At 70.0% G+C, this 24,215-nt stretch carries 19 protein-coding genes; 12 read left to right on the top strand and 7 right to left on the bottom strand.

Annotated features, from left to right (window positions below):
* Positions 1 to 64 precede the first annotated feature (64 nt).
* From ACFVW8_RS24575 to ACFVW8_RS24545, 7 genes are all read left to right on the top strand, one after another.
* Positions 65 to 1,783 (top strand): class I mannose-6-phosphate isomerase, encoded by a 1,719-nt coding sequence (locus tag ACFVW8_RS24575; protein WP_389693459.1) that lies wholly within the window; start codon positions 65 to 67, stop codon positions 1,781 to 1,783.
* Positions 1,783 to 2,718: an ROK family protein gene (locus ACFVW8_RS24570; protein WP_389693457.1), complete on the top strand. Its 936-nt coding sequence runs from the start codon at positions 1,783 to 1,785 to the stop codon at positions 2,716 to 2,718. The genes ACFVW8_RS24575 and ACFVW8_RS24570 overlap by 1 nt, the downstream gene beginning before the upstream one ends.
* A 105-nt stretch (positions 2,719 to 2,823) precedes the next feature.
* A complete protein-coding gene (locus ACFVW8_RS24565; RefSeq protein WP_389693455.1) occupies positions 2,824 to 3,807 on the top strand; it encodes a LacI family DNA-binding transcriptional regulator in 984 nt (327 codons plus the stop codon).
* Between the two features lie 394 nt (positions 3,808 to 4,201).
* Complete coding sequence (locus ACFVW8_RS24560) at positions 4,202 to 5,437, top strand: ABC transporter substrate-binding protein (RefSeq protein WP_389693453.1); 1,236 nt, start codon at positions 4,202 to 4,204, stop codon at positions 5,435 to 5,437.
* Entirely contained in the window at positions 5,434 to 6,393 is a 960-nt protein-coding gene (locus tag ACFVW8_RS24555; RefSeq protein ID WP_389693451.1) for a carbohydrate ABC transporter permease, read from the top strand. Before ACFVW8_RS24560 ends, ACFVW8_RS24555 begins: the two co-directional genes overlap by 4 nt.
* A 2-nt stretch (positions 6,394 to 6,395) precedes the next feature.
* The gene (locus ACFVW8_RS24550) at positions 6,396 to 7,211 is read left to right on the top strand and encodes a carbohydrate ABC transporter permease (RefSeq protein WP_389693481.1); all 816 of its coding nucleotides are present in this window, start codon (positions 6,396 to 6,398) and stop codon (positions 7,209 to 7,211) included.
* 92 nt (positions 7,212 to 7,303) lie between these two features.
* Positions 7,304 to 10,804, top strand: coding sequence for a hypothetical protein (locus ACFVW8_RS24545; RefSeq protein WP_389693449.1), 3,501 nt, complete (start codon positions 7,304 to 7,306; stop codon positions 10,802 to 10,804).
* A 157-nt stretch (positions 10,805 to 10,961) separates the two neighbouring features.
* Here ACFVW8_RS24545 and proP read toward each other — a convergent pair whose 3' ends face one another.
* The gene (proP, locus tag ACFVW8_RS24540; RefSeq protein ID WP_389693447.1) at positions 10,962 to 12,467 is read right to left on the bottom strand and encodes a glycine betaine/L-proline transporter ProP; all 1,506 of its coding nucleotides are present in this window, start codon (positions 12,465 to 12,467) and stop codon (positions 10,962 to 10,964) included.
* Positions 12,468 to 12,876: 409 nt separating this feature from the next.
* Here proP and ACFVW8_RS24535 point away from each other — a divergent pair, with 409 nt between their 5' ends.
* Positions 12,877 to 13,902, top strand: coding sequence for a Ku protein (locus ACFVW8_RS24535; RefSeq protein WP_389693445.1), 1,026 nt, complete (start codon positions 12,877 to 12,879; stop codon positions 13,900 to 13,902).
* A gap of 51 nt (positions 13,903 to 13,953) precedes the next feature.
* Here ACFVW8_RS24535 and ACFVW8_RS24530 read toward each other — a convergent pair whose 3' ends face one another.
* Positions 13,954 to 14,331, bottom strand: coding sequence for a VOC family protein (locus tag ACFVW8_RS24530; RefSeq protein ID WP_389693443.1), 378 nt, complete (start codon positions 14,329 to 14,331; stop codon positions 13,954 to 13,956).
* Between the two features lie 184 nt (positions 14,332 to 14,515).
* On the bottom strand, positions 14,516 to 15,178 hold the full coding sequence (locus ACFVW8_RS24525; protein WP_389693441.1) for a ScbR family autoregulator-binding transcription factor: 663 nt from the start codon (positions 15,176 to 15,178) through the stop codon (positions 14,516 to 14,518).
* 290 nt (positions 15,179 to 15,468) lie between these two features.
* On the opposite strand from ACFVW8_RS24525, the gene ACFVW8_RS24520 reads away from it, so the two are divergent.
* Positions 15,469 to 16,368 carry a ScbA/BarX family gamma-butyrolactone biosynthesis protein gene (locus tag ACFVW8_RS24520; RefSeq protein ID WP_389693439.1) on the top strand — a complete coding sequence of 300 codons (900 nt, stop codon included), beginning with the start codon at positions 15,469 to 15,471 and terminating at the stop codon, positions 16,366 to 16,368.
* Positions 16,365 to 17,306, top strand: coding sequence for an NAD-dependent epimerase/dehydratase family protein (locus tag ACFVW8_RS24515; protein WP_389693437.1), 942 nt, complete (start codon positions 16,365 to 16,367; stop codon positions 17,304 to 17,306). The genes ACFVW8_RS24520 and ACFVW8_RS24515 overlap by 4 nt, the downstream gene beginning before the upstream one ends.
* Before the next feature lie 39 nt (positions 17,307 to 17,345).
* Here the strand turns inward: ACFVW8_RS24515 and ACFVW8_RS24510 are convergent, their stop codons facing one another.
* The 3 genes from ACFVW8_RS24510 to ACFVW8_RS24500 all read right to left on the bottom strand — a co-directional run bounded on the left by ACFVW8_RS24510 (position 17,346) and on the right by ACFVW8_RS24500 (position 19,725).
* Positions 17,346 to 18,230 carry a PhzF family phenazine biosynthesis protein gene (locus tag ACFVW8_RS24510; RefSeq protein ID WP_389693435.1) on the bottom strand — a complete coding sequence of 295 codons (885 nt, stop codon included), beginning with the start codon at positions 18,228 to 18,230 and terminating at the stop codon, positions 17,346 to 17,348.
* A gap of 88 nt (positions 18,231 to 18,318) precedes the next feature.
* Positions 18,319 to 18,786, bottom strand: a complete 468-nt coding sequence (locus tag ACFVW8_RS24505) for a lamin tail domain-containing protein (protein ID WP_389693433.1) — start codon at positions 18,784 to 18,786, stop codon at positions 18,319 to 18,321.
* A 165-nt stretch (positions 18,787 to 18,951) separates the two neighbouring features.
* A complete protein-coding gene (locus tag ACFVW8_RS24500) occupies positions 18,952 to 19,725 on the bottom strand; it encodes an SDR family oxidoreductase (protein ID WP_389693431.1) in 774 nt (257 codons plus the stop codon).
* A gap of 345 nt (positions 19,726 to 20,070) precedes the next feature.
* Here ACFVW8_RS24500 and ACFVW8_RS24495 point away from each other — a divergent pair, with 345 nt between their 5' ends.
* Positions 20,071 to 21,699: an alkaline phosphatase D family protein gene (locus ACFVW8_RS24495; RefSeq protein ID WP_389693429.1), complete on the top strand. Its 1,629-nt coding sequence runs from the start codon at positions 20,071 to 20,073 to the stop codon at positions 21,697 to 21,699.
* Positions 21,700 to 21,704: 5 nt separating this feature from the next.
* Here ACFVW8_RS24495 and ACFVW8_RS24490 read toward each other — a convergent pair whose 3' ends face one another.
* The gene (locus ACFVW8_RS24490) at positions 21,705 to 22,703 is read right to left on the bottom strand and encodes a Gfo/Idh/MocA family protein (RefSeq protein ID WP_389693427.1); all 999 of its coding nucleotides are present in this window, start codon (positions 22,701 to 22,703) and stop codon (positions 21,705 to 21,707) included.
* 78 nt (positions 22,704 to 22,781) lie between these two features.
* Between ACFVW8_RS24490 and ACFVW8_RS24485 the strand changes: the two genes are divergently transcribed.
* Positions 22,782 to 24,107, top strand: a complete 1,326-nt coding sequence (locus ACFVW8_RS24485; RefSeq protein WP_389693425.1) for a multidrug effflux MFS transporter — start codon at positions 22,782 to 22,784, stop codon at positions 24,105 to 24,107.
* The last annotated feature ends 108 nt before the right edge of the window (positions 24,108 to 24,215 follow it).

The raw sequence follows: 24,215 nt of genomic DNA, 5'->3' as shown, positions 1-24,215 counted from the left end.
ACCGGCTCGGCACCCCGCGCGCTACAGTTAACGATAACGTTCGGATTCGACCCCGGAGAGTACCGTGACCCGCTCCTACCAGCACAATCCCCGCTACCCGGCTGTCGACGGAACGGTCGCAAGCGGATGGGAGGCCGCTGTCCGGACCCTGCCCACCGGGCCCGCCGTACTGGCCCTCGACGGTCCCGCCGCGCTCGACTGGAGCGCCGTACACAGGCATCTGGACCGCGCACTCGCCGCGCACGGGACTCCCGCCCGGTTCCTGGACCTGCGCGGATTCGAAGCCGACTGGGACACCGTCCTGGAGCGCACCGGCGACGGCCCGGACGCGGATCCGTACTACTTGCCCCTCGCCCGTTCCTCTGTCGCCGGGGCATACGCCACGCTTCCCCGGACCGACGCCCCGGACCAGGGGCTGCTGATCGTCCTCGGCCCCGGCGCCGCGCTCGTCCGGCACGACGTGCTGTGGTACGCCGACCTGCCCAAGCGCTACGCCGAAGCGGCCGTCGCCGCCGGGGACCCGGCTCTGGGCGTCAACCTCGGCCGGCACGGTGCGCCCGGTGACCTGCGCCGTCTGTTCTACGCGGACTGGCCCGTGCTCGACGCCCACCGCGACGCCCACGCCGCCTACATCGACCGCTGGCTGGACCTGCAGGACACCGGGCGTCCGGCCTCGATCGACGGCAGCACACTGCGCGCCACTCTCGCGCACCTGGCCGGCGGCCCGGTCCGTACCCGCCCCTGGTTCAACTCCACTCTCTGGGGCGGACAGTGGGCCTCGACCGAACTGGGCTTCAGGCCGGAGAACGGGAACACCGCGCTCGGCTACGAGCTGATCGCACCCGAGGCCGGCGTCCTGGTCGGCGACGGGCCCGAGGCCGAGGTGGAACTGCCCTTCCAACTGCTCTGCGTCCTGCACCCCCAGGAATTCCTCGGTGCCGCGGTGCACGAGGAGTTCGGCACGTCCTTCCCGATCCGCTTCGATTACCTCGACACGGTCGGGGGAGGCAATCTCTCGGTCCATCTGCATCCGCGCGAGGAGTACATGCGCGAACGGTTCGGATGGACCTACACCCAGCACGAGACCTACTACCTCACGGCTACGGATGCGGCAGACCCCCGCGTCCACCTCGGACTGCAGCAGGACGCCGACATCGAGCTGATGCGCAAGCAGGTGCTCGCCGCCATCGAGAGCGGCGAGGAGATGAACGTCGAACGGTTCGTCCAGAGCCATCCCGCCGAGGAAGGCCGGCTCTATCTGATTCCGGCGGGGACACCGCACGCCTCGGGCGCGGGCAATCTCGTCCTGGAGATCAGCGCCACACCGTACTTGTACTCCCTGCGCTTCTACGACTGGCTCCGCAAGGGGGCGACCGGGGCGCCCCGCCCCCTGCCTTACGAGCATGCGTTCGCCAATCTCGACACCACGCGCCGGGGCGAGGCGGTGTGCCGCGACCTCATGCAGCGGCCGCGCGTCCTGCGCGAGGGACCCGGCTGGCGCGAGGAACTCCTCGGCGCGCTGCCGGAGATGTTCTACGAGGTGCGCCGCGTGGTGCTGGAGCCGTCCGGCCAGGGTGCTGCCATGGACACCGCGGGCAGGTTCCACATCCTCAATGTCTCCTCCGGTGACGGCATCGTGATCGAGTGGGGCGACGGCCTTTCGCACGACCTCGCCTTCGCCGAGACGCTGACGGTCCCCGCCGGAGTGGGCTCCTACCGGTTGCGCCCCCTGGGCGTGCGGCCCGTGCACGTCGTCACCTCCCAGGTCAGGGAGCACCGTTGATGCAACCGGTGCTGGAGATCGGCGGCACGCACGTCACCGCCGCCATGGTGGACCTGTCGACGGGGGCCGTCCACGGAGAGCCCGTCCGGGAGCCGTTGTCCCCGCAGGGCCCGGCCGAGGAGATTCTCGGCCGCCTCGCACTGACCGCCTCCCGTCTCGGGGCGCCGCCGTCCGTCACCTGGGGCGTGGCCGTGCCGGGTCCCTTCGACTACGAGGACGGCGTAGCGCTGTTCGAAGGGGTCGGGAAGTTCGACGCGTTGTACGGCACAGATGTCGGTGCCGCCCTGTGTGCGCGTATCCGCCCGACACCCGCCGGGCTCCGGTTCGTCAACGACGCCGACGCCTTCGGCCTGGGCGAACACACCCGCGGGGCCGCTGCCGGACACGCGCGCGCCATATGTCTGACGCTCGGCAGCGGCGTGGGCTCCGCCTTCCTGGCGGACGGCATGCCGGTCAATGACGGACCGGAAGTGCCGCCGGAAGGCAGTGCCCACCGACTCACCTTCGACGGACGTCCATTGGAGGAAACGGTCTCGCGCCGCGCGATCCGATCCGCCTATGCCCGAGCCGCCTGCGTTCGAGCCGCGGGCGGCGACCAGGACGGCGTACCCGACGTGCAGGGCATCGCCTCTCGCGCACGTGCCGGAGACGCCCTCGCCGGCAGGGTGCTCGATCACGCCTTCCGCGCCCTGGGTGTCGCCGCGGCCCCCTGGGCGACCCGCTTCGCAGCCACCGTGCTTGTCGTCGGCGGCTCCATCGCCGGATCCTGGGACCTTGTCATGGCGCCCCTGCGCGGCGGCCTGGCGGACGGCGGAGCGCCGGGGCTGCGCCTCGCCCCCGCCCGCCTGCCCGACACGGCCTCGCTCCTGGGCGCCGCACGGTGGGCCGCGTCCCGGGCCTCGCACGGGGAGGAGATCCAAGACGTCCGCCTATGATGGAGGATCCGTGCAGACGGCGAGCGGCTGCCGGTGCCCGAAGGGAGCAGCAACGCAGTGTCCGGGTCAGAAACCGCCGGAGAGCCGCCTCGCCCCACCCCCACGATGCGAGACGTCGCAGCGCGCGTCGGAGTCAGTGCCATGACCGTCTCGCGGGTACTGAAGGGGAACGAGGGCGTCGGCGAATCCACTCGTCGTCGCGTCCTCGAAGCCGTGACCGACCTGGGTTACCGGCGGAACGAGACGGCGCGCAATCTGCGTCTCGGCCGGCACAGCGGCCTCATCGGACTCGTTGTCACCAACCTCGCCAACCCCTTCTATGCCCAACTCGCCCTCGGCGCGGAGGAAGTGGTGCAGGCCTACGGCCTTCGGCTGGTGCTGGGCAACACTGCCGAACAGCTCGCACAGGAGAAACACCTTGTCCAGGACCTCGTGTCCCGGCAGGTGAACGGTTTGATCGTCGTCCCGGCCGGCTCCGACCAACGTCACCTCGCCTCCGGGGTGTTGGAAGGTACGCCGCTCGTCCTGGCCGCCCGCCCGCCGGCCGGTATCGAGGCGGACACCGTGCTCGTCGATGACTTCGGCGGTGCACGAGCCGCCACCGCCCGGCTTGTGGAGGACGGTCACGACAAGGTCGGGTTCCTCGGCAACCCTCCCACCCTCTTCACCGGTGCCGAGCGTTTCCGCGGCTGGTGGTCCGCGCTGGAAGAAGCCGGACTCCAGCCGCGTGAGGAGTGGGTGCGGCGGGGCCCGTACGACGTCGTCACGGCCGAGGCGGCCGCGCGGGAACTGCTCGACCGGGAGGGCGCGCCCACCGCGTTGTTCTGCGCCAACAACCGTCTGACCCTGGGCGCCTGCCGTGCGGTGCGCGGTCTCGGCACTGCCGCCGCCATCGCAGGCTTCGACGATGTGGAATCCGCCGACCTGTTGAGTGTCCCGCTCACCCTGGCCTCCTACGACCCCGCCGAGATCGGCCGCCGTGCGGCCCAGCTGCTCATGGACCGCTTGGAGGCCGGAGCCGGGACACGGCCGACCGGCTCACCGCGCAGGACGGTCATCCCGACCCGGCTGGCCACATACGGCCGGTGAGGCGCACGGCAATCGGACGCGGACCCCGACCGAAAGGCCCGACGTCTCGACCTGTCAGTAGCTCGCTTGGTTAACGATACCAATCGCCCAGCCAGTCGCCACCGTCCTCTGCTGCCCCACGCAACCTGCCCTGAACTGGCCTTTTTTGGGGGCTTGTAATTCAATCCAGGGTGAACCTTGTGGACCTTGCGTGGTGTCGTTAACGTTCGTGTCATGCGCCGGTGTCAGCCACCGCGCTCGTCCCCTGTACGGGGCGCCCTCGCCCCGTACGGGATGCGGTCTTCGTCCGTCACACTCCGGCGAAAGGGCACCGATGGAAACTTTTGGTACGGCAGGCAGGGGTGCGCGGCCGGGCCCTCCACGCCGTCGCTTCCTTGCCGGTCTCGGCGCAGGAGTGTCCGGCCTCGCGCTCGCCGGCTGCGCACGTGGCAGCAGCACGGCCGCGGTCGCGGGCACAGCGAGCTTCGGAAACGACAACGGGAGCTGGGACGAGGGCTACGCCCTGGCCTCCAAGGCACTGCGTCCACTGACCGGGTACTCGCTGCGCCCGCTGTCCGTCCCGGAAGCGATCGCCTACAAACTGGTCACCCAGATGACGCTGCAGACCTCACGTGCGTCAGACATGATCAAGTGGGGCTCCGGCTACGAACTCAAGCAGCTGGCACGCGGCGGACAGCTCACCGACTTGTCGGGCCTGTGGAACGCCTACCGGGACAAGGGATGGATCCGCGATTCCCAGCGCGACACGATGCAGTACCGCGGCGCGGTCTACGGCATCCCGCTCTACGAGTCGTACTACGTCGTCTTCTACAGTCGTCCGGTCTTCGCCAGGCTCGGACTGCACGCGCCGGGCAGCTGGGAAGAGCTGCTGCACTGCGCCACCGTCCTCAAGGGCCACGGCATCACACCGTTCGTGTCCACCCAGGCCGGCGGCTGGCCCGCCTACGAATGGTTCCAGGAGCTCATCAGCAAAGTCGATCCCGACTTCTACACCGCGCTGGCCGAGGGGAAGGCCCGCTACACCGATGAGCCTGCACGCCGGGCGATGGACATCTGGCACGGCTTCATACGCAAGGGGTGGATGACCCCACCCGATTACGACCAGGGAATCGGCGCCGCCGGACTCCGCGACGGCCGCGTGGGGATGTTCCTGCACGCGACATGGCACACGAAGAACCTGAGCGGTGCCGACATGCGGCCTCTCAAGGACTACGACGCCTTCATCCTGCCCACCGTGGCGAAGTCCACGAAGAAGTCGGTGATCACGGAGAGCGGCGCACTCGCCGTGCCGCGCCGTGCCACCACTCACGAGGCCGGCATGGCGAGCGCCGGGGCCTGGCTGCACCCGAACGTGCAGCGGGCATGGACCGACTACCTCCAAGACGGTTCGGCCAACCCCGTCGTGCGGTCCGGCAACCCGGTGGTGGCCGGTCTCAGGCAGAGCATCACGAAGGAGCGGCGGGCGCGGCTCGTCCGCTACAGCGAGGCCGGCCCGCCCAGCCTCATCCAGGGCAACATCGAGGATCTCTCGGCCTTCCTGACCGGACAGATGTCGCCCACAGCGACGCTGCGCAGCATGGCGGAACGCGCGGACGAGGAATGGCACACGTGGAGGCGGGACGAGGCATGAGGACCAGTACCGCGCCACCCGAGGCCGACGCAGGCCGGCATCAGTCACCCGGTCCACCTCGCGGCGAGCCACGCCCCGCTGCGCCTCGGCCTCGCGCGGCGCCACGTGACCGTCTCGCCGCCGGCGCCTTCCTGACCCCCGCGGTTGTTCTGGTCGGGGTGGTGCTGCTCGCGCCCTTCGTGACGACGATCTACCGAAGCTTCTTCGACGACCACCGCCACTCCGCCTTCGCCGGTCTGGACAACTACCGGCTCTTCTTCACCGACGACGCACTGCTGCGCTCCGCGGAGAACACGCTGCTGTGGGTGGCGGGGACCGTGGTGCTGCCCTTCGCACTCGGGCTGCTCATCGCCTGCCTCACCGACGCCACCCGCTGGTCACGCTTCGCCCGGTTGTGCGTGATCACTCCCTACGCGCTGTCCGGCGCCGCCGTGGCCGTGGTGTGGAACTTCGTCCTGAGTACCGACGGCGCGCTCAACCAGATGCTGTCGGCGGTCGGCCTGGACTCCCTCAGCCACAGCTGGCTGCTCGACTGGCCGGGCAACACCCTGGTCATCATCTGCGTCAACGCCTGGCAGGCCACCGGCGTAGCCGTCATCCTGATCCTCGTCGGACTGCAGGGCATCCCGCCCGAGACGCTGGAAGCAGCCTCCCTGGACGGTGCAGGTCCCTGGCAGCGCTTCCGCTTTGTGGTGCTGCCCCAGCTCCGTCCGGTATCGGTCATCGTGATCGGCATGAGCCTGGCCAACGGACTCAAGTCCTTCGACCTTCTCTGGGTTCTGACCCGGGGCGGCCCCGGGCGTGCCACAGAGACGCTGGCCGTCTCCATGTATCAGGAGACGTTTCTGCTCCAGCGTGCCGGAGCCGGGTCCGCGATCGCGGTCATCCTCACCATGATCGTCCTTGCGGCGTCCTGGCTGTATCTCCGGCGCCAGTTCGGCGAGAAAGGCGCGTGACGATGCATCTCGGCAGAGTTCTGCGGAACACCGCTCTGATCCTGCTCTCCCTGCTGTGGGCGGTCCCGTCCTGGCTGCTCCTGGTCAACGCGCTCGTCCCCGCGCAGGAATACACCGGCACACCCCACTGGCTGCCGGAAACCTTCGGGCTCCTCGACAACTTCGCACAAGCATGGAGCAAGGCAGACCTGGGGCCCGCCATGGGCAACAGCCTGCTGTACGCCGTCGTCGGCTCGCTCGTCGCGGTGGTCATCGCCACCGGCGCCGCGTTCGCGGTAGTGATCATGCCCGTGCGGCGCCGGGTCCTGTGGTTCTGGCTGATCTACTCGGGCACTCTGCTGCCGCTCCAGGTCTTCCTGCGACCGCTGTTCCTCTCCTATGCGAGCGTCGACCTGTACGACACACAGATCGGCATGTTGCTGGTGTACGCCACCATTTCCATCCCGTTCGCGTTCTTCCTCATGCGCAACTACGCCACCACCGTGCCGCGGGAAGTCGTCGAGGCCGCGCGGATGGACGGTGCCTCGTGGTGGCGACTGTTCTGGCAGATCCACGTACCGCTGTCGAAGTCGGCGATGGTGGCCGCATTCTCGTTCCAGTTCGTCGCCATCTGGAACGATCTCCTGTTCGGCATCACCTTCAGCACCAGCGACAACATCCGGCCTGTCATCGCCGCGCTCTCCGAACTCCAGGGCAACTACTCCGACGTCGGGCCCCCCGTGGTTCTCGCAGGTGCCATCCTCGTCTCCCTCCCCACGCTCCTTCTCTTCTTCTTGGCCCAGCGCTTCTTCGTCAACAATCTCAAGCTCACGAGCTGACCTGCGGTCCGACCCACGGCGCACCGGATGCCGTCCGCCCGCAGTACCCGCCCGCGGCCTCGTTGCCGCCCGGCCTCCAGAGGAACCCCCGCATGACCTCCGACCGCTCTCTGTGGACAGCGACACCTGCCCCCGGCCACGACTCCTGGCCAGTCGTGGACGGCACCCCCACCCTGCACGTCGACCTCGACCGTCCTGACGCCGGGTGGCCCGAGGTGCACCCCGGCATCCACGACGCCGACGGCGGTCACCAGGCGCACCGCATCGTGGTGTCCTTCACGCTCGAACACGCCGAGAACGCCGTCCTGCACCTGGCGTACGCCGCGGAACGCGGCCCCTGCCCCGATCTCGAAGTCGTCCTGGACGACACCCACCACTCGCTTCACCACCTTGCCGTCGAGCGAGCCGACCGCACCCGCACCGGCGACCCGGGCCCAACCTCCGGGCACGGCACGCTCCGTGTACCCCTGCCCGCGGCATGGCTCACCCCCGGGCGACACGAGCTGACCATCACCACCGTCCTGGACGAAGCCGCGGCCACCGGTGCACCCCGCACCAAGGACGGGCTCCCCGCCCACCACCCCGGCGAGGAACTGCCCCCCGCTCGTGCCCAGTACGGGAAGTGGTTCGGCTCCTATCTGCGGTGGAACGCCGTCCGCCTGGAGGCCGGCAGCACTCCACCGCGCCCCACCCCCGCATGGTCCCTGCAGACCACATCCCTCTACCTGCACGGAGACCCGCAGCCCGTTCCACTGGTCGAGCTCACCGCCCACATTCCCCCAGGAGCCGCCCTGCCCGGTGACCTGAACCTGCACTACGCGGACCGGGTCCTGCCCGTTCCGGAAGCTCCGAAGCGGGAGTTCGGCATGGTCCGCTGGCGGCTGCCCGCACCCGGCTTCGACGCACCGCGCGAGTTCACCCTCCACTCGGGTGACGCCCCCCTGCACCGTGCCGGCCTGACCCCGGCCCGCCGCTGGACCGTGCATCTGATCCCGCACGTGCACCTCGATCTCGGCTTCACCGACACCCAGCCGAAGGCGCTCGAACTGCACTGCCGCAACATCGACAAGGCCCTGGACCGCCATGCCCAGGACCCCGCGTTCCGCTACAGCGTGGACGGATCCCTGGTGGTCCGGGAGTACATGAACACACGCTCGCCACGGCGACGCGCCCGTCTGCGAGAGGCGATCGCCGCCGGAGTGATCGGCGTCAACTCCTTCCACAGCAACCTGCTCACGGGCATCACCAGCCTGGAGGAACTGCGTAACGCCCTCGGCTTCGGCACCTCACTCCCCGCCGGACCCGGCACCGTTCCCCGATACGCCAACATCACCGACGTACCCACCTGGACGGGAGTCCTTCCCTCGGTGCTCCGGATGGCCGGCGTGGACGCGTTCGTGGGCATGTCCAACCACCACCGCGCAGCCACCGCAGGCAGCGACGAAGTGCACCTGGCCTCACCGGTGCGCTGGCAGGCGCCCGACGGCAGCGAGGTCCTGGCCCACTTCGCCGATCACTACTCACAGCTGCGGTTCATCGCCGCCGACCCGCAGTCCGTCGCCGGCGCGGTCAACGGCCTGGAACGCTACCTCGAACGTTACGAGCGTCCGGACTATCTGCCCACCGACCTCGCGGTGATCGGTACCCACGCCGACAACGAGGACCTCGGTGACGGTGACGCGGGGTTCGCCGACCGGTGGAACGAGGCTTTTGCCTATCCCCGCGTGCGGGTCTCCACGTTCGGCGACTACCTGAGCGCCGTCGCACCACTGCGTGACCGTCTGCCGCTGCACCGGGCGGAAGGCGGAAGCTTCTGGGAGGACGGGCCTGCCGCCTCCGCCGCGGACGCCGCCGCCTACCGGCGGGCTCAAGCCATGCTGCCGGCGGCGGAGGACCTCGGCGTCGTCTCCCAGCTGATGGACGAGCGCTACCGCCCGAACCGGCAAGCCCTGGACCGCGCCTGGGACGGACTGATCACCGGGGGAGAGCACACCTGGAACTGGGCCCGTGCCGTGTCCCACCCCCACGCACCACAGATCGCCGACCAACTCCACTGGAAACGCCGCGCCATCGACGACGCGGCGCGGATCTCCCTCGACGAGAGCCGCCGCGTACTCGGTCAGCTGGCCGAGACCCTCGACCTGGACGGCCCCTGCCTCCTGGTCCACAACCCGCACCCCTGGCCCGCATCACTGACCGTCGAAGTCGACCTGACGCAGGGGAGTACCCCCCTGGACGCGGCAGGCCGGCCGGTGCCCCTTGAGGTGCTGAGCGACTGCGCCGGCATGCTCCGAGTCAGGCTGATCCTCGAGGAGATGGAGGCCTTCGGCTACCGTTCCTTCCCACTGAGCGACCGCAGCGACACCGTTCCCGCAGGGGAACAGCCCCCGACAGCCGCGCGCAATCCCCCGTCCCACCCCACCGACGAGCGGACCCCGGTAGGAACCGCCGTAGCCGGGGGAACGATAGCCAGCGGAGCGTGGGAGATCGGGCTTCGGGACGGCGACGGACTCCCTGTCAGCCTGCGTCATCTGCCCACCGGTCGTGAGCTCCTGGACTCCCAAGCACCCTTCGCGCTTGGGGAGTTGATACAGCTGACCGCTGCCGAAGCCAAAAGCAGCGGCGTCCACGACCGGACCATGATCAAACAACTCGATTCGCGTCTCCACCCCGCCGCACCCACCGCACTCGTCGAAGAACGTCCCCCGATGCGGCTGCTCGGCGCGCGCCGCACTCCGGACGGCACCCGGCTGCGATGGGCCGGCGAAGGCGCGGGCCTCGACGACATCACCGTGGAACTGCTGCTGCGCGATGTTCCCGACCACTGCGAGCTGACCGTCGAAGCGACGAAACTGCCGGTGCTCGACATGGAATCGGTGTCGATCGCCTTCCCGTTCCTGGTCGACTCCCCGACGGTGCGCTACGACAGGCAACTGGGCTGGGTGGAGCCACGGGCCGATCATGGTCCGGGTTCGTCCAACGAGTGGCTGTCCGCCACCTCCGCCGTGACCGTCACGGCGCACGGAGGGCCCGGCGTGATCTGGGCGGCGCCCGACAGCGCCCTGTTCTCCTCCTCGGACCTGGTCCGCGGAACCTGGCCCGAGCGCTTCTCGGAGAAGAACGGATACCTGTACGCCTACGTGATGAACAACTTCTGGCCGTGCAACACGCCGCCGACACAGCCCGGCCGAGTCCGCTTCCGCTACGTCTTCACCGCAATCGACCGCCACGCACCCGAAGCGGCGTCCCGGTTCGGAGCACAGGCCCGGCTCGGCGCACTGGCTCATGAGGTGACCCCGCTGGACCGGTTCACCGGGACCCGGCATCCTCGATTCGCCGGCGGCACACTGCTCGACCTGGGAGACGTGCCCGACTGCAGGATTTCCCTCACCGGTGACGAAGACCGTCTCGTCCTCCGGATCACCAACCTGCGCGCTGAGGAAAACCGCGACATCGCCCTCCGCGTTCCGGACGGATTCCGTTCGGTGGAAACCGATGGGGCGACATCGTCCGCTGACAGCATGCTCAGGCCCTGCCTGGGCGGCTTCGGCGTCAGGGAACTGCTCCTGCAACGCATCGAGCCTGCACGGTAAGCGCCCCCACCCGCGAACCGGCAGGTCAGCGCCCCGCTCTCCGAGCACCGGCTGTCTCCGGCGCGCAGCCCGAGTCGTCTGCCGTCACCTGTGCCTTGTCCTGGAAAGGGTCTCCGGCCTGAGCCGGAGGCCCATTCCGGTCTTTCGGGGGCTGCCGTCAGTCCTTGTGCCTTCCCCCGCCCCACGGGTGCCGCATCCGGATCCAGACGTCCCGCGCCTGCCGGCCCGCCCGTGTCCTGCTCCGTGCCACCAGGACACGGGCTTGTTCCGGGGTCTCCACCATGGGCCCGGATCCGCGCAGCGGCTTGCCCGCCGTCTCGTGCAGGAAGAAGGTCGCGACGAGTCCGATCACGCCCGCGACCATGAGGTAGTACGCCGGGACCATGTCGTTGTCCGTCACCTCCACGAGTGCGGAGGCGAACAGCGGAGTGGTCCCGCCGAACAACGACACTGAGATGTTGAAGGCGATCGACAGGGCTCCGTAGCGCAGCCGGGTCGGGAACAGCGCCGGAAGGGTCGAGGCCGACGTGCCCGCGAAGCAGACCAGGAGCAGGCCGAGCATCCCGCACCCGATCGCCGGAAGCAGGATGCCGCCCTCCCGGATGAGCAGGAAGGCCGGGATGGCGAACACGATCAGTGCCGCGCTCCCTGCCATGAAGAGCGGGCGTCGGCCCCAGCGGTCCGAGGACCTGCCGACCACCGTGATGGTCAGGGCCACGAGGAGCATCGTGCCGAGGACCAGGAGCTGTGAACTCGTCTCCGGTTCGCCGAGCGTTTCGGACATGTACGTCGGCAGGTAGGAGGTCACCATGTAGTTCGTGACGTTGTAGAGCAGCACCAGGCCCATGCAGATGAGCACCGCCTCCCAGTGCTTGGTGAAGATCTCCTTCAGCCGGCCCTTGCCGGACTGGCGCGCCTGCTCGACCGGATCGCCTTCGGACAGGGCCTCGGCCTGTGCCTCCTCCTCGCGCTGGAAGGCGGGGGTCTCCTCCAGCTTCAGCCGCATGTAGAGACCGATCAGGCCGAGCGGTCCAGCGACGAAGAACGGGATGCGCCACCCCCAGTCGGTCAGCCCGTCCGAACCGAGCACCGCGGTCAGCACGGTCACGAGGCCGGAGCCCAGCGAGTAGCCGATGAAGGTGCCGAAGTCCAGCCAGCTGCCGAGGAAGCCGCGGCGCTTGTCGGGCGCGTACTCGGCGATGTACGTCGTGGCCCCCGCGTACTCGCCACCGGTGGAGAAACCCTGCACCAGACGGCACACCAGCAGCAACACGGGAGCGGCGAAACCGACCGTGGCGTACGAAGGAAGGAAACCGACGGCGAAGGTGCTCGCCGCCATCATGATCATGGTGACCGCCAGGACCTTCTGACGTCCGACCCGGTCACCGAGTGGCCCGAACACCAGCCCACCGAGCGGACGCACCAGGAAGGCGGCGGCGAACGTCGCGAAGGTCGACACCACCTGCGCGCCCGGTGAACTGGACGGGAAGAAGACCTTTCCGAGGGTGCCCGCGAGATAGGCGTAAACGCCGAAGTCGAACCATTCCATGGTGTTGCCGAGGGCCGCCGCAGTGACGGCGCGGCGTACCTTGGGCGGGTCGGTGACCGTCACGTCCTCGGCGGCCAGCGCTTTCTTGCGCCGCCGCAGCAGCGTCCGCAGCATCTGGTCCGTCGCACCCCGGTCACCACGGCGCCGGGGGAGGCGCGGCTGTCGTTTCGGTCCCGGCATGAATGTGCTGCCCTCCGCTGTATCGCCCGACTTCTCGCCGCACCGTGCGGCGCCGCCTCCTGTCGTCCCCGGCACGCCCACCCTCTCTGTCCCGCCCGTGGGGCGCCGCGTGACTGTGCCGTAGGGGTGAGTCAGGGAACCCGTACGGACGAGGGCGGACGGTGCACGCGGACGCCCCGGGCACCCGGCTCGCCGGCTGAGGAAGCGGCCCACGGCATCGGGCGGCACACTGTTCGTAGAGGACTTCGTCTGCCGTCACCTCACTCGTCACGGGTGGGTGCCTGGCCGGCCACGGGATCCGGGCACCGCCGGCCCGTGTACCGCCATGGGCTTGGAGGTAGGTATGCCGCGACCCCTGTGGGCCGGGGCCATCAGTTTCGGCCTGGTCACGATCCCCATCAAGATCGTCAGTGCCTCGGAGGACCATTCGATCCGGTTCCGGCAGGTGCACCTCGAGGACATGGGCAGGGTCCGCACGCGCAAGATCTGCTCGATCGACGACGAGGTCGTGCCCCAGGAGGAGATCGGCAAGGGCTACGAGGTCACGAAGGACGACATCGTTCCCGTCACCGACCAGGAGCTCGACGAGATGCCGCTGCCGACGGCGAAGGCGATCGAGATCGTCGCGTTCGTGGACGCCGGCAGCATCGATCCGGTCCGGATCGGCGACAGCTACTACCTGGGGATCGACGGCCAGGTCGCGGCGAAGCCCTACACCCTGCTCCGCAAGGCCCTGGAGCGCTCCGACAAGGTCGCCGTCGCCAAATTCGCCTGGCACGGACGGGAGCGCCTCGGGCTGCTCCGGACCCGCGAGAACGCGATCGTGCTGCACGTCATGCACTGGCCCGACGAGATCCGCAGCCCGCAGTCCCTCGCGCCGAAGGACGTAGAGCTGGACGACGACGAGATCGAGCAGGCGGTCCAGCTCACCGAGACCATGGCCGCCGACGACATCTCCGGCTTCCGGGACCACTACCGCGATGCCCTGGAGGAGCTCATAGAGGCGAAGTCCGAGGGCAAGGAGGCCCCCGAACCGGCCGGTGACGCGGAGGGCGAGTCCGGGAAGGTCATGGACCTGATGGCGGCCCTGAACGCCTCCGTCAAGGCGGCGAAGGAGAACCGCGGCACGGAGGACGGCGGCACGGAGGACGGCGGCACGGAGGACGGCGGCACGGAGGAGGGCGACGCGACCGTGCACCCGATGCGGCCGAGCAGGAAGAGTGCGGCCAAGAAGGCCACGGCCAAGAAGAGCACGGCCAAGAAGACGACGGCGAAGAAGTCCGCAGCCGGCAAGTCCGCAGCGAAGAAGTCCCCGGCGAAGAAGACCACGGCCAGGAAGACGGCCGCCGGCAGGCGCAACGCGTCCTGACCGAGGTATTGGCGGGGAGGACGAGACCCTGTCCGGTCTCTGCCGGCGGGGTCAGCGGTGGCTCAGGACATTGACCACGCGGCCGTTCGGATCACGTACGAAGAAGCGGCGGACGCCCCACTCCTCGTCCTGCGGGCCGTACACGATCTCCGCGCCCTCGCGCACCAGCGCCTCGTGCACCGCGTCCACGTCCGTCACCTCGACGCTCATGTCCGGTGTGACCGGCCCGGTCCTGTCGGCGGTCATGATGCTGACCTGGACGGCGGGTTCGGACGGTGAGGCGAGGGTCATGATCCAGCCGAGGTTCATGACCTCCTCGAAACCCAGCAGTTGGTAGAACGCGGCGTTCGCTCGCATGGCGACGGTCTCGGCCCCGGGCTCCTTGCCCGTGCCGACCGGGATGTTGGGGACGATGCGACGGACGGACATCGGCGACTCCTGTCATACGGCTGACTCGGTGTCACCGACCATACGTACGGCCGGGCAGCCGTGGGTCCAGCCGCACCGTGAAGCCCGCGCAGTCAGGCCCGGGCAGGACCGAAACGGCCGATCGGCATGGCTCGTTCCGGACCGTCCGGTCTGCTTTGGGTCGTCAAAGGGCCGATTCTGGAGGTCAGTTGGAGGTGCCGACCTGGCTGGGTACGGTTTCGAGGCTGCGGAGCAGACGCTCACCGCGATCCTGGGCCATGTCCAGAGTGGCCAGTACGGCCGGTGTCGAGATGCTCGGCAGGAGGTAGTGCAGCATGACCGAGATCCGCCGCCCGAGGTCCTCGCGGTTGGACAGCACCTGAGACATCACCTGAATCCCCGAGAAGGATCCGGCCAACAGCTCGGCGGTCTCACAGGGGTCGACGTGCGGCAGCAGTTCGCCCTGGCCCTTCGCGGCCCGCAGCAGCTGTTCGAGCCTGTCTATCCAGGCGCGGAACGGAGTGCCCCGGTCGAGCCCCTCCACCGCCTGGTCCATGGCCAGGCCGACGCTGGCCCGTACCAGGGGCTCGTGGCGCAGGCGGTGGGCCAGCAGCATGCCCTGGTCGACGAGCTCCTGGAGCTTGGTCAGCTGGGGCGGGAGCGGATCGCTGTGCAGCTGTATGTCCATCACTCCGAGGGCGAGGTCTTCCTTGGAGGCGAAGTGGAAGTACAGCGCCCCCTTGGTCACTCCCGCCCGCGCGAGGATCTCGCTGATGGTGGCGCTGCTGTAGCCGCGCTGGTCGAACACGTCGGCCGCCGCCACCAGGATCGACTGCCGGGTCTGGATCGCGCGCGCCTGCTGTGCCATCAGCTTCTCTCTAGTGGTGGCGGAGTCGGTGCCACAGGGGGTTGGCTGGAAAGGAAAACCGGGCTGTCAGTATCTTACTGCTGGGCAGCTCGGCCCTGTCACTCGGATCCTCCTGGGAGAACTTCATGGTTCAGCGCACCTCGCACAGCGCTTCGGTGTCGGCCGAGAGCGTCAGGAACGAGAGGGGCGGGGAACGCTCCGTGGCCCCCGGCGAAGCCCCGGACCCCGCTGCCGTAGCCGGAACGGACGAATCGGCACGGAGGGGGAGATCACCGGAGCAGCTGAGACAGATGGCCCACCGGCCCGATCAGCAGGACGCCTTCCCCACCGGACTGACCCGGCTCACCGACTCCCAGTTCTCGGTGCCCGCCCACTGGCCGACGCCCCACCGCTTCTTCTCTCCGGTCACCGGCGGTTACCAGGACCCTCTGCTGATCGCGGAGAGCATTCGGCAGACGACCATGCTGATCGCGCACTCCGAGTTCGGCGTGCCCCTCGACGCCTCCTTCGTGATGTGGCAACTGCACTACGCCTCCGAGGCCCAGTGCCTCGTTCTGGGCGAGGACCCCTGGGACCTCACGATGGAGGTGACCTGTTCCCGGATCCAGTACCGCGCCCGGAGGCTCGGCTCCATGGACGTCGACTTCCTCTTTCACCGCCGCGGCACCCTGTTCGCCACCGGCGGCGGGCGCATCAGCGTCACCTCGGCCGCGATATACCAGCGGCTGCGGGGTCACCGCAGCGCCATGCTCGACGCGCGCATACCCCTCCTCCCCGCTGTCGCGCCGCACGCGGTGGGCAGGACCTCCGAGCGTGACGTCGTGCTCGCGCCCGCGCCGGCCCCCGACACCTGGGAGCTGCGGGTCGACACCCGGCACCCGACCCTGTACAGCCACCCCAACGACCATGTGCCGGGCATTCTCCTGATGGAGGCCGCCCGGCAGGCGGCGCAGGCCTTCTCTCCCGGCCGGACCTTCCTCCCGGCATCGATGGAGGCCGACTTCCTCCAGTACGTGGAACTCGACCGTCCCTGCCGGATCGAGGCCCTGCCCGTCCCCGCCGACGAGACCTCGCCCGCCGGAGTGCTCATACGGGCCGTCCAGGGCGACGAACCCGCCTTCACCTGCACCCTCCGCACGCCGGATCCCCACCCGACCGGCCCCAGCGACGCCCGGAGCCGCCGCTCATGACCACGCGCATCCTCATCACCGGCGCGACCGGATTCGTCGGCAGCAGGGTGGTCGCCGCCGCCCGCGCCACCCCCGGCCTCGGTCTCCGGACGATGATCCACCGGACCGAGCCGGCGGAATCGGCCCAGGGGACCGACGGTTCCGGTTTCGAGAAGGTGTACGGGGATCTCGCCGACCCCGGGACGCTGCGCGGCAGCTGCGAGGGCGTCGACGCGGTGATCCACTGCGCCTCGCACATCGGCTCCGGCGAACAGGCCGCACGGACCGTCAACGACCACGGCACCCGGGCCCTGGTGGACGAGGCCGTACGCAGTGGCGTCGGCCGGATCGTCCAGCTGAGCACCGCTTCCGTCTACGGCCGCGGCCCGTTCAACGCGCTGCGCCCGGGTACGGCCGAACCGGCCCCCGCCTCGGTCACCAGCCTGACCCGGGCCGCCGCCGAACAGCACGTCCTCGCGGCCGGGGGAACGGTCCTGAGGCCGCACCTCGTCCACGGGGAGGGGGACCGGTGGGCGATTCCCGGGCTGGTCTCCCTTCTGCGGTACCTGTCGGCCGGACCTGCCGGCTGTGAAGCGCGTCATTCGATGATCGACGTGGACACCCTCGGCCGCGCGCTGCTCGGGGCGGCACTCTCCCCGAAGCGGCCGACCGGCGTCTACCACGTCAACCACCCCGACCCGGTGAGCTGTTCGGACCTGCTGTCGACGGTCCTCAGTGAACTCTCGCTGCCCTGGGCGGGGACGGAGATCGGGATGGACGAGGCCCGCGCCCGGCTGGCCTCGGTCCCCTACGCCAAGCACCATTTCGAGATGCTCACCGTGGACCACTGGTTCGCCGACGACCGGGTCTGGGCGGACTTCGACTGCCCGCCGGGCCCGGACTTCCGTACGTCTTTCGCCGAACACGCCCCCTGGTACCGGAAGTTCCTCAGCCGCTGACCGGCCGCCGGCGGCCGGTGCGTCCCGCCGCCGGGCGGGTCACGCCCCGGCCGGCGCCGGAATCCTGGTCCCCGTCCCGCTCACCCGTACCCGTGCGTCGCCTGCCCGCAGCGCGACGGTGAGCGTGCCGGGCCGGCCCATGTCCTCGCCCTGGTGGAGGGTCAGCCCGACGGTTTCCGGGACCAGGGACAGCGTGCGCAGGTACGCACCGAAGGCAGCCGCCGCCGCGCCCGTCGCCGGGTCCTCGACCACACCGCCGACCGGGAACGGGTCACGGACGTGGAAGACGGTGTCCGAGGCGCGCCACACCAGTTGGAGCGTGGTCAGGTCCAGCCGGTGCATGAGCGCTTCGAGGCGCGCGAAGTCGTAGTCGAGCGCGGCCAGCCGCTCCCGGGTCCCGGCGGCCAGCACCAGGTGCCGGGCGCCCGCGTAGGCGATACGGGGAGGCAGGGCCGGGTCGAGGTCCGCGGCCGGCCAGTCCAGGGCAGCCAGCGCCTCCGTCAGGTCGTCCGGGGCGATGTCCGTGACGTGCGGTTCCACACTGGTGAGGGTGGCCCGCAGCTCGCCGCCCTCGCGGACGACGGTGACCGGTACGGGACCGGCGGCGGTGGCGAACTCCAGGTCCCCGGGGCCGTCCCGTTCGGCGAGGGCCAGGGCCGTCGCGACGGTCGCGTGCCCACAGAACGGGACCTCGGCCTTCGGGCTGAAGTAGCGGATCGCGTAGCCGTGCGCGCCAGGCGCCGCCGCCTCGGTCCGCCCGGTCAGGAAGGCCGATTCGCTGTAGCCGAGCTCCGCCGCCACGGCCAGCATCGCCCCCTCGTCCAGCCCGGTGGCGTCGAGCACGACGCCGGCCGGGTTACCGCCCCCGGGGTCGGCGGAGAAAGCGGTGTAGCGCAGGATCCGGGTCGCGGGAAGCTCACTCATGTGCCGCACAACCGCGCTGTGGTCCGGGGCATTCCCGCCGGCCCCGGTCCCGCCCTGCGGCGGCCGGGGCCGGGGTCGCGCGTCCGGTTCAGTGGCAGTTCTTGGTGCCCTTGCTCGACTTCGTCCAGGAGCAGGAGTCCAGCAGCTTGCCGTTCGGCTTGATCAGCCGCGCCTTGTCACCGGTGTTGTTCCAGACGTACGAACCGCGGTTCGAGTACACATGCCCGGGGCTGGTCGTGCCCTTGCCGGTGTGGACCTTGACGGTCTTGCCGGGGCTGACGTTGTAGCTGCCGAAGGTGAAGGTGTAGCCGGTGTTGTCCTTCAGCTTGTAGCCCTTGAGCTGGAACTTCGACTTGGTGTTGTTGTGGATCTCGACCCATTCGGCCTTGAGCGAGGTGTTGGACCGGGTGTCCTTGCCGGGGCTGTCGTACTGGATCTTGCCGAGGTGCACTCCGCTCTGGTGTGCGGCGGCCGAGGCCGGGGCCGTGACGAGCAGCGAACCGGCGAGTGCGGTGGTGGCGGCCAGGGCGAGCGGCACCGCGGTGCGTATGCGCATGCTGTGTTCCTAGTGTGTAGTTCCGGTGAAGGGCGTTGAGCATAAGGGCAGCACGCGCTTACCGGACCGGCTGGGTGCCTTTCCGGTGGGCATCGATCGTTCCGGTGTGAGGGCTGGTCAGCTCCGGTCGTTCAGGGACCGGTTCCGGCCGGGCGGGCCGGCGGGTCAGCCCCGGCCCACGTACGGCATGCCGGTCGCCAGGACCGTCGCGAACTGGACGTTCGCCTCCAGCGGCAGCTCCGCCATGTGGACCACGGTCCTGGCCACGTCCGCGGCCGCCATCACCGGCTCCACGGCCAGCTCGCCGTTGGCCTGGAGGATTCCGGTCCGCATCCGTTCGGTCATCTCGGTCGCCGCGTTGCCGATGTCGATCTGCCCGCAGGCGATCCGGTACGGGCGCCCGTCCAGTGACAGCGACTTCGTCAGACCGGTGAGCGCGTGCTTCGTCGCGGTGTAGGCGACCGAGTGCGGGCGAGGTGCGTGGGCGGAGACCGAGCCGTTGTTGATGATCCGCCCGCCCTGCGGGTCCTGCTCCTTCATCCGGCGGTACGCCGCCTGGGCGCACAGGAACGCCCCCGTCAGATTCACGTCGACCACCGTGCGCCAGTCCTCGAGCGTGAGGTCCTCGACCGGTACGCCGCCCGGACCGAAGGTGCCCGCGTTGTTGAAGAGCAGGTCGAGGCGGCCGAAGCGCTCGTGCACCGAGGAGAAGAGCGCGTCCACGTCGCCGGGCCGTGAGACGTCGGTGGGGACGGTGATGACCCGGGCGTCCTCACCGGCCAGCGCGGCGGTTCCGGCGAGCGGTTCGGGGCGGCGGCCCGCGAGCGCCACCGACCAGCCGGCGCCGGTCAGGGCCAGAGCCACCGCGCGGCCGATCCCGGAGCCCGCGCCCGTGACCACAGCCGTCTTCATCGCGGAGTTCAACAGTTTGTTGCTCATGGTGCGGCAGCGTACGCCCAGGGGTCGATCCGGTCGAAGGACCCCGGCCGCCCGGACCGCACCGACGGCTGCCCGTTCAGCGGCGCGCAATCGGGTCAAACGGCGTGTCCGGGGGGCGGGTTCGCGCTCCCGGGGGTGATTCCGGCGGCGGTCACCGGCGATTCCCGGGGTGTTCCGCCCGGAGTTAATGATCATGTCCCTGGCCGCATATGCGGAGTTTGCCCCTGGGGACCCATTCCTGTCGCATTCCTCATCCCGGCGACGCCCGCGCGACGCGAGCACGACAACCGCCGGATGTGCTGGACCGGTGGACTTCCCCCACATCACCAGTCAGGGGAGGGACAGATGACGCACTCATCGCACCAGCAGGAGCTGCGCGACGCCGCTCGGCACACCGACCGCCGCCGCTTCCTCACCGTCACCGGAGCCGCCGCCGCGCTCGCCTTCTCGGTCGGGCTGCCGGCCGCGGGAACGGCGAGCGCACGCGAGATGCACGCCCGGCAGATCGGCGAGGACCCGTTCACCCTCGGTGTCGCCTCCGGCGACCCGCTGCCCGACTCCGTCCTGTTGTGGACGAGGCTCGCGCCCCGCCCGTTCGAGCCCGACAGCGGACTGCCCGGCGCCCGTGTCGAGGTGAGCTGGGAGCTGGCCCGCGACGAGCGTTTCACCCGGATCGTCCGGCGCGGCTCCGCCACCGCCCACCCGGAGTTCCACCACAGCGTCCACGTGGAGGTCAAGGGACTCGACGCCGACCGCGTCCTCTACTACCGCTTCCGCACCGGCAAGTGGACCAGCCCGGTCGGCCGGACCCGCACCGCACCCGCCCCCTCCGCCCACAAGCGCGAGCTGAGCCTGGCGGCCGTGTCCTGCCAGGCCTACCACGACGGCTACTTCACCGCCTACAAACACCTCGCCCAGGAGGACGTCGACGTCGTCTTCCACCTCGGCGACTACCTCTACGAGTACGCCGTGACCGCGGCCGGCGGCGCCCGTAACTACACCGACCGCACCCTGCCGGCCCTCTTCAACCGGGAGACGACCACGCTGGAGGACTACCGGCTGCGGTACGCCCTCTACAAGTCCGACCCCGACCTGCGTGCCGCCCACGCCGCACACCCCTTCGTCGTCACCTGGGACGACCACGAGACCGAGAACAACTACGCCGGGGACACCTCCGAGGACGGGGTGCCGCCGGAGGAGTTCCTGATCCGCCGGGCCGCCGCCTACCGCGCGTACTGGGAGAACCAGCCGCTGCGCGCCCCGCAGCGGCCGACCGGCGCGGACATGAGGCTCTACCGGCGCCTGCAGTTCGGCCGGCTCGCCCAGTTCGACATCCTCGACACCCGCCAGTACCGCAGCGACCAGGCGTACGGCGACGGCTGGCAGACCTCGGGCCCCGAGTCCGAGGACCCCTCGCGCACCCTGACCGGCGCCGCCCAGGAGCGCTGGCTGATCGACGGCTGGCGCCACTCCAGGGCCGCCTGGAACGTCGTGCCGCAGCAGGTCACCTTCGCCCAGCGGCGCGATGTGCCGACCGACGCCTACAAGCTCTCGATGGACTCCTGGGACGGCTACCCGGCCTCCCGGGACCGGATCCTGAAGGGCGCCGAGGCCGTCGGCGTGGACAACCTGATGGTGCTGACCGGCGATGTGCACGTGAGCTACGGATTCGACATCAAACGGGACTTCGACGACCCGGCGTCACGCACCCTGGGCACCGAGATCGTCACCACGTCCGTCACCAGCGGCAAGGACGGCTCGGAGAAGCCGGCCAACTGGAACAACCTCACCCGGGCCAACCCGCACCTGAAGTTCTACAACGGCCGCCGCGGGTACGCCGTCGTGACGCTCCAGGAGCGGCAGGCGCGCGCCGACTTCCGCACGGTGGCCGCCGTCACCACGCCCGGTTCCCCCGTCACGACGGCCGGCTCCTACGTCACGGAGGTGGGCAACCAGGGCCTCACCCCGGCCTGACCGCCCTACAGCGCGTCCACCGGATAGCGGACGCCGATGCGGTCACGTACCGCGTCGAGCGTCCGCATCACCGCGAGCGAACCGTCCAGCGGCACCAGCGGGGACTCCGTCTCGCCCGCCCGGACCGCCCGCATCACCTCGGCCGCCTCGAACTGCATCCCCGACAGGCCCCGCGGCCCCGGCCCGGAGGTGATCTCCTCGGGCTCGGCCCCCGCCCGGTGCAGCACGAAGCCCCGCGGGTGGAAGAAGCTGTCCGGGAAGTCGATCCGGCCGGCCGTCCCGATGACCGTGGCGGCTGTCGGGTGGTGCCCGACGATCGAGCAGGAGAGCAGGGCGGTGGCGCCCGAGCCCCAGCCCAGCAGCATGCCGGTGTTCAGATCGACGCCCTCGGGGGACAGCAGCGCGTCCGCCTGCACCCGGTCCGGCTCCCCCAGCAGCAGCTGCGCGAACGACACCGGGTAGACCCCGAGGTCCAGCAGCGCGCCGCCGCCCAGCGCGGGATCGCGCAGCCGGTGCTCGGCCCCGAAGTCGCCCGCGAAGCCGAAGTCGGCCTGCACGGTACGGATCTCGCCGATCGCCCCGTCGCGCACCAGCTCCGTCATCCGCCGGATGACCGGGTTGCAGTACGTCCACATCGCTTCCATCAGGAAGAGGCCACGGTCCCGGGCGAGCTTCACGAGCTCCCGCGCCTCGCGCTCGTTGAGGGTGAACGCCTTCTCGCACAGCACGTGCTTGCCGGCCTCCAGGGCGAGCGCGGCCGCCTCCCGGTGCGCCGAGTGGGGCGTGGCCACGTACACCACGTCCACCTCGTCGTCGGCGACGAGCTCGGCCCAGCTGCCGTACGCCCTGGGTATCGAGAACCGTTCGGCGAACGCCTTCGCCGAGGTGTCCGTGCGGGAGGCCACGGCAACCACCTCCGCATCGGGCATCGCCAGCAGGTCAGCGGTGAAAGTCGCCGCGATGCCACCTGTCGCCAGCACGCCCCAACGGACAGTCCTGCTCATGCACGCTCCCAAAAAGGTATCGACCATTCCGGCTGAGCTGAGAGCATAGAGGCGGATTCAACAACTATGGAGATGAGAATGCCGGAGAGCGGCGTCAGCCGGGCCCAGCACCCAGACATAACCGACACCGGACCCCGGACCGGACTTTCCGGCGGGCCGGCCACTTCTCCACCCCGCCGGGCCGCCACCGCGGCGGCCCGGCGCACCGGACTCCTCGTCACCCTGGTACTCGGCGGTCTGACCGCGCTGCCGCCGCTGTCCATGGACATGTACCTCCCGGCGCTGCCCGCCGTCACCGACGCGCTGAGCGCCCCCGCGACGACCGTCCAGCTCACCCTCACCGCCTGCCTCACCGGCATGGCGCTCGGCCAGGTCGTCGTCGGACCGATGAGTGACCGCTGGGGCAGAAGGCGTCCGCTGCTCATCGGCATGATCGTCTACGTCTTCGCGACCGCGATCTGTGTCTTCGCCCCGACCGTCGAACTCCTCATCGGCTTCCGTCTGCTCCAGGGGCTCGCGGGCGCGGCCGGCATCGTCATCGCCCGGGCGGTGGTGCGTGACATGTACGACGGCGTGGAGATGGCCAGGTTCTTCTCCACCCTGATGCTGATCTCCGGAGTCGCCCCGGTCATCGCCCCGGTGATCGGCGGACAGGTCCTGCGGCTCACCGACTGGCGGGGCATCTTCGCCGTCCTCACCGTGGTCGGCGTCCTGCTGACCCTGGTCGTCTGGAAGTGGCTGCAGGAGACCCTGCCGCCGGCGGAACGCCACACCGGCGGCATCGGCGACGCGCTGCGCACCATGCGCGGGCTGCTCGCGGACCGCGTCTTCACCGGCTACATGATCGCGGGCAGCCTCGCCTTCGCCGCCCTCTTCGCGTATGTGAGCGCCTCACCGTTCGTCGTGCAGGAGATCTACGGGGCCTCCCCGCAGACCTTCAGCCTGCTCTTCGGCATCAACTCGGTCGGCCTGATCGCCGTGGGCCAGATTAACGGCAAGGTCCTCGTCGGGCGGATCAGCCTCGACAAGGCCCTCACCTTCGGGCTCTGCGTCATCGTGCTGGCCGCGACGGCGCTGCTGTTGATGACGTCCGGGGTCTTCGGCGACGTCGGTCTCGTGCCGGTGGCGTCCGGGCTCTTCGTCCTGATGTCCGCGATGGGGCTTGCGATGCCGAACACCAACACGCAGGCCCTGATGCGTACCAAGCACGCCGCAGGATCCGCCTCCGCGCTGCTCGGCACGTCCCAGTTCCTGATCGGCGCCGTCGCCTCGCCGCTCGTCGGGATCGCGGGGGAGGCGACGGCCGTGCCGATGGCCGTCGTGCAACTGGTGTGCGCGGTGGGCGCGATGGCGTGCTTCCTGGGGCTGTGCCGGCCCTGGCAGCAGGTGGCCGCGCGGCCGTGAGATCTTGAGGCACTGACGCGCCGAGGGGGGCGGACCGGAACCGGTCCGCCCCCCACCGCGCCTAAGGGCGGCCCGGGCCCGCCGCCGACCAACCCCCGCCGGGTGCCG

It is taken from the genome of Streptomyces sp. NPDC058221, assembly GCF_042882365.1.
Classification (GTDB): Bacteria; Actinomycetota; Actinomycetes; order Streptomycetales; family Streptomycetaceae; genus Streptomyces.
This window is presented reverse-complemented; position numbering and strand designations above follow the sequence as displayed.

Bases quoted from the DNA above. Each gene is read 5' to 3' on its own strand.
- ACFVW8_RS24500 (WP_389693431.1), bottom strand. From the start codon at position 19,725: ATGAGCAACAAACTGTTGAACTCCGCGATGAAGACGGCTGTGGTCACG.
- ACFVW8_RS24495 (WP_389693429.1), top strand. From the start codon at position 20,071: ATGACGCACTCATCGCACCAGCAGGAGCTGCGCGACGCCGCTCGGCAC.
- ACFVW8_RS24485 (WP_389693425.1), top strand. From the start codon at position 22,782: ATGCCGGAGAGCGGCGTCAGCCGGGCCCAGCACCCAGACATAACCGAC.
- ACFVW8_RS24530 (WP_389693443.1), bottom strand. From the start codon at position 14,331: ATGTCCGTCCGTCGCATCGTCCCCAACATCCCGGTCGGCACGGGCAAG.
- ACFVW8_RS24520 (WP_389693439.1), top strand. From the start codon at position 15,469: ATGGCCCACCGGCCCGATCAGCAGGACGCCTTCCCCACCGGACTGACC.
- ACFVW8_RS24525 (WP_389693441.1), bottom strand. From the start codon at position 15,178: ATGGCACAGCAGGCGCGCGCGATCCAGACCCGGCAGTCGATCCTGGTG.
- ACFVW8_RS24490 (WP_389693427.1), bottom strand. From the start codon at position 22,703: ATGAGCAGGACTGTCCGTTGGGGCGTGCTGGCGACAGGTGGCATCGCG.
- ACFVW8_RS24510 (WP_389693435.1), bottom strand. From the start codon at position 18,230: ATGAGTGAGCTTCCCGCGACCCGGATCCTGCGCTACACCGCTTTCTCC.
- ACFVW8_RS24535 (WP_389693445.1), top strand. From the start codon at position 12,877: ATGCCGCGACCCCTGTGGGCCGGGGCCATCAGTTTCGGCCTGGTCACG.
- proP (WP_389693447.1), bottom strand. From the start codon at position 12,467: ATGCTGCGGACGCTGCTGCGGCGGCGCAAGAAAGCGCTGGCCGCCGAG.
- ACFVW8_RS24570 (WP_389693457.1), top strand. From the start codon at position 1,783: ATGCAACCGGTGCTGGAGATCGGCGGCACGCACGTCACCGCCGCCATG.
- ACFVW8_RS24545 (WP_389693449.1), top strand. From the start codon at position 7,304: ATGACCTCCGACCGCTCTCTGTGGACAGCGACACCTGCCCCCGGCCAC.
- ACFVW8_RS24555 (WP_389693451.1), top strand. From the start codon at position 5,434: ATGAGGACCAGTACCGCGCCACCCGAGGCCGACGCAGGCCGGCATCAG.
- ACFVW8_RS24565 (WP_389693455.1), top strand. From the start codon at position 2,824: ATGCGAGACGTCGCAGCGCGCGTCGGAGTCAGTGCCATGACCGTCTCG.
- ACFVW8_RS24550 (WP_389693481.1), top strand. From the start codon at position 6,396: ATGCATCTCGGCAGAGTTCTGCGGAACACCGCTCTGATCCTGCTCTCC.
- ACFVW8_RS24515 (WP_389693437.1), top strand. From the start codon at position 16,365: ATGACCACGCGCATCCTCATCACCGGCGCGACCGGATTCGTCGGCAGC.
- ACFVW8_RS24505 (WP_389693433.1), bottom strand. From the start codon at position 18,786: ATGCGCATACGCACCGCGGTGCCGCTCGCCCTGGCCGCCACCACCGCA.